At 39.3% G+C, this 4401-nt stretch carries 9 protein-coding genes; all 9 read right to left on the bottom strand.

All coding sequences use genetic code 11. The features are described 5' to 3' along the window. On the bottom strand, nucleotides 1–213 hold a 213-nt coding region (locus tag A3766_RS17060; RefSeq protein ID WP_156508946.1), incomplete at its 3' end, for a hypothetical protein. Between the two features lie 110 nt (nucleotides 214–323). Beyond that, on the bottom strand, nucleotides 324–536 hold the full coding sequence (locus tag A3766_RS17055; protein ID WP_068509518.1) for a hypothetical protein: 213 nt from the start codon (nucleotides 534–536) through the stop codon (nucleotides 324–326). Nucleotides 537–557: 21 nt separating this feature from the next. Then, nucleotides 558–1349 (bottom strand): 3'-5' exonuclease, encoded by a 792-nt coding sequence (locus A3766_RS17050; RefSeq protein ID WP_068509515.1) that lies wholly within the window; start codon nucleotides 1347–1349, stop codon nucleotides 558–560. A gap of 15 nt (nucleotides 1350–1364) precedes the next feature. After that, the gene (locus A3766_RS17045) at nucleotides 1365–1772 is read right to left on the bottom strand and encodes a hypothetical protein (protein ID WP_156508945.1); all 408 of its coding nucleotides are present in this window, start codon (nucleotides 1770–1772) and stop codon (nucleotides 1365–1367) included. After that, on the bottom strand, nucleotides 1747–2523 hold the full coding sequence (locus A3766_RS17040; RefSeq protein WP_068642568.1) for a hypothetical protein: 777 nt from the start codon (nucleotides 2521–2523) through the stop codon (nucleotides 1747–1749). The genes A3766_RS17045 and A3766_RS17040 overlap by 26 nt, the downstream gene beginning before the upstream one ends. A 59-nt stretch (nucleotides 2524–2582) precedes the next feature. Continuing rightward, the gene (locus A3766_RS17035; RefSeq protein WP_068510665.1) at nucleotides 2583–3065 is read right to left on the bottom strand and encodes a hypothetical protein; all 483 of its coding nucleotides are present in this window, start codon (nucleotides 3063–3065) and stop codon (nucleotides 2583–2585) included. Nucleotides 3066–3086: 21 nt separating this feature from the next. Then, entirely contained in the window at nucleotides 3087–3281 is a 195-nt protein-coding gene (locus tag A3766_RS17030) for a hypothetical protein (RefSeq protein WP_156508944.1), read from the bottom strand. A gap of 253 nt (nucleotides 3282–3534) precedes the next feature. Beyond that, nucleotides 3535–3975: a hypothetical protein gene (locus tag A3766_RS17025; protein WP_068510663.1), complete on the bottom strand. Its 441-nt coding sequence runs from the start codon at nucleotides 3973–3975 to the stop codon at nucleotides 3535–3537. Between the two features lie 63 nt (nucleotides 3976–4038). Then, nucleotides 4039–4371, bottom strand: a complete 333-nt coding sequence (locus A3766_RS17020) for a hypothetical protein (RefSeq protein ID WP_068642566.1) — start codon at nucleotides 4369–4371, stop codon at nucleotides 4039–4041. Nucleotides 4372–4401: the final 30 nt, after the last annotated feature.

The following is a 4401-nucleotide window of genomic DNA, read 5'->3' as shown; positions in this document are numbered from 1 at the left end:
TACAAGAACGATTGTAAAATTAATGTCGGTATTATTCTTAAGAAAGCTTAATGCCCCCAAACCTATAAACAAAAAGGGAGACTCCCTAAGTAAAGTCCCGATGATACCTACAACATCAATATCGATGTTCGCATTAGTATTGTTCACAGGCTTTCTTTTAAATGCACCTTCACGATCAAGTCGGTGCATTCGCTTCTTATTTACAGGAAACATTACAAACATCCTTTTCTGTTAAAAACACAACATCTAGTATCGATCGCTGTGGCCGGCGACGGAAGATATAGTGTTTTCTAATTTTTCCGCTTTTCCGTTTTAGTTTCACACTATTCATCGTTTTCCAATTGAGATGTTATTTTCTCAATGGTATCAATTGATTCTTCGCTACAGCACTCCATAACTTTTCGGCAATATGCATTTGAGAACTTTTGACCTGAAGGTGCCAGCGGATCACAACCGTTTAGCTCTTCTTCAGGCTTGAACTTCCCACAACGGGAACAACGAGGCTTATCAATACTGACAACATTACTATTACTCATGATATTTTCCGTTCTATTTGTTTAGCCAACAAAATAGGCTACTACAACGATGGTTAATATTATTGCTGCAAACATTACCATGCCGCTTCCAGAAGATTCTTTTAAAGGTCGGTTTGCTTCCCTTTCAGCAGATTCCTTTAAACCTTTCAGCTCATCAATATATTCACTAGCTTCCATTTTGGTCTTTGGTAAGCCCTGATCGCCACCAAGAGATTCAATATAGCTGAGCTGTTTATTAGAAGGCTTGTTTTCTTCAAAATAATCAATAGCCCAAAAGTCTTTCTCATTAGTTTTGGGTATCCTGTTGGATTTGTAAGTCTTTGCAATTTTTAAGAATAGTTCAGCACATGCCTCTGCATCAGGTAGTGCTCTATGACCTTTTCCAGCAAGAGATGGAATCAGTTTTTCCAACTTATAACTGCTCTCATCTTTTAATTGCCTTCGTGAAAGTTTAAGTGTGTCGTAAATTTTGAAATTGGGCTTATCTTCATTGCTCTTATAGAGAGCTTGTATAAACCCACATTCAAATGACGCATTATGAGAAACAAAGGGGTTAATTGATCCTGCCCATTCCAAAAGCTGATCCCAACCCTCTCTTGGAGTTGGAGCATTCTCAACCATTTCTGCTTTAATTCCATGTACCTTATATGCAGGAAAAGGAATTGAACGACCTGGATTAACTAAAATTGAAAAGGTATCAATAATTTCGCCAAGGCTATTAAATTTGACTGCCCCAAACTCACATATACGATGATCTCTCGGGTCTAAACCAGTTGTTTCAATATCAATAGCTAGTAACTCGATTTCTTCCATATACCCGTTTTTCCGTTAGTTTTCACACCGGATCTTTCTCTTATCAATGAGAACATCCTGAGTAACTTTTATAGGTTTACTTTTGCTAAGGTAAATACCACCACAAACCAAACCTATCGCCCCTAGAAAAACAAAAAACCAATTCCCTGTTGTCGAGTTAATGAGCAGAGCGATAGCTCCTAACGCCCAAAGCAACCAGAAGCCAATTAACAACAAATTCCATTGCTCAATTTTTCCAGGTATTAAGTATTCAGGAGCGACAGGGTGAGCTATCTTCGAACCGCAATGAGTACAGAATTTTGCTTCCTTAGCTTGAATTGGACTCTCACAGTCAGAACAACTATAAACACCCATAATCTCTCCCTGTTTTTCCTTTTCCGTTTTTCCGTTTTTCCGTTTAACTATTCTTGTTTTGATTAACAATTGGATACGGGCCTTCATCTATCGTGAAGATACCTCGAATTGGTGCGGGATCATCGGCGTAGAGATCAACTTCAGTGTCAACACAACCATCGATAATGACTCTCCATACCGCTAATGATAGAAAGGGAGCCCTTAGTCTAGCTAATTCGAGATGTTTATGGCGATTAGTAAATCTATTGCCCTGGATATCTCTAGTACATAGCTGTAGATATTGAAGGACTTCACCTCTAGCTTCTTCCTTCCCATGAACTAACAAGTTTCGAACAAGCCGAACCTCAGCAAAGCGAGGAGGCCACTTATCTCTATCTGCCCAGTCCTGATTGACCTCAGTGGATTCGCAGATCGTATCAAGCATGACAAATCGTAGTACTACATCTTCTGTCTTACTAGCTACATTCCATGCATTAAGACGAAACTCTAGACCCTCATCCTCCCACCCATTATGGCTTGGAGGCTTTTGTGGCACATACCCCCATGCCGCAGCAGGTCTAACAGTGATATTCCCAATACGAGGCTCGAATTCAAAAGCGGTGGCTTCGAAGAATCTTTCAGTTAAAGCGTTCACACGAGATAGTTCCCTATTGATCCACCTCTTCGACCTTTCAGTAAATTCGTTATCTGTCTCTTCAGTTTGGAGAGATATATCATAGCTAACTCGATCATCAGTAACGTGGCAACCAGCCTGCTCAAGCAACGCGACATGAAGTGGTTCTAGGCCTTGTACCGTACACGTTACAGAATAAGTCGTCATACTATCCTCTTGACCAGAAACCTAATTTTCCGTTCGATTAGAAGCGCTAAGCCCTGCTCTTATTCAAATACTTTAGCCAATAGATTTTCTTCAACTAGGTAAATCGCGCCTTCGATAGTAGGAGCAGGGATCATTTGACTCCAAGACCAGCGCCAAGTGCCAAGAATTTTGTTCTTTTCTCGATCTCTTACTGATGCCACGATGAGCTTTATTCTGTCTTGAATAGGTTGATAGCCGAGCATTAGCTCATACCTATTATTCGAGGAACTAACATTTTTATAAGTAGTTTCAGTGTTTGAATCTGAATGAATAGTTACTTCCTTACTTGATTCTTCAGTACTAAGAGCTACTTTATACCCTTTAGATTCGAGTATGGTTTTTAGCTCTATTGTTATTAGAAGAGGGTCTCTTGAAAGATTAACGTACAACTCCTTAGGGCCTGTAGCTTTGTCAGCAATTTTTATTTTATTAATCCCGCAAGAGATCAGACAAAGAGAAGTAAGACATATAATCACTCCCTTGATGAGTTTCATTGACATCATACAATTACCTTTTCCGTTATATTAGAGTTTGATACTTGAAGTTAAGTCAGTAACCACAACGGAATCCTTCTTGTCTCCAGGAAGCATATCTCGATAGGATTTAGCTACATCCATATGCCTTTCACCTGGCATAGCCAAAATTAATTCGCTACGCACATTGCGTTCTGTAAAAGGCTCAAACTTCACCATATTTCCCTTTAGATCTAGAAATTCCATATCTTTCTCCATTCCTAATTTTTCGCCCTTTAATAAGCTATAAAGCGATGTTTTTCGTAAGCATTTGATCACCAAAGGTTTGCATATATAGCGCATTCTATGATCTCCGATTCACCTTGATTGATGGGAGGTCTTTATGACACCAGTAGATCCATATTTAGCAATAGTTGCTGTTTATATTTGGATTCGTGCTGCCAAAGCTTGGAACCTAATTTAGCTATCTGGGCACAGTACGTGCCCAACCTTTTCCGCCTTATTGAGATGATTTTATCAATAGATTGTTTCCACCACGATAATGCTTTGGCGAGAGACGTTTGATCTCATGAAACACTTGTTTATAAGTATCAACCTGCCATCCCCAAGCTTCTTGAAGCTCGTACTCTTTGTTATATAAAAGCCAAACAAGGATATCCCATTCATAGTTTTTTGCTTTTGGAACAAGTGTTACTTTGCTTCCTGGCTTTCCTGAAGGTCTATTTGCTTTAACTTGATAACGAATACCTTTGAAAACAAAATCATGACCTTTCTGCACAGCAGTTTGAGATTGCATGAACGATGAATACTCGTTTTCAGTCATTCCCACTAATAATGCTGCATCAAGCTCTGATATTGCAGAAGTAATAGCAGGAGCAACACCAAACCTCTTTTGCCATTCTAGGGCCGTTGCTACAAGCTCGTCACGAATTGCACTCATTGTTTTTTCCGTTAATTATTTACCCAAGTAGAGAATGGCTCTGATTGCATATGCTCTGAATATTTAAAACAGCCATGAAAAGAAACCTTCGTCTTTTTTGTAGCAAACACCAGGGCCAGCATCTTTTATACCCTTATTATTCTTGGGGCTTACAAATACATGCTCTTTCAGATAATTCTCAACTTCAAGCGCAGACTTATTTTTTGTAGCAAACCAAATGATTTTTGCGGAAGCTGTAATGGCATCATCAATATCCTCTCCGCAACTTTCACCTACCTTTACCGGCATATGGTCGCTTATCTCATGCTTGTCGGAAGATTGATCACTATAATCATAAAACTGAGTGATTGGTGAACAGTTCATAACAGAACTCGCAACGTTCTCCCCTTTTTTCATTTGATACAGGATTCATTTTCGCAGTCTCAT

The sequence above is a fragment of the Oleiphilus sp. HI0132 genome (assembly GCF_001635845.1).
The sequence above is the reverse complement of the archived record's forward strand: the minus strand, read 5'-3'. Positions and strand labels throughout refer to the sequence as shown.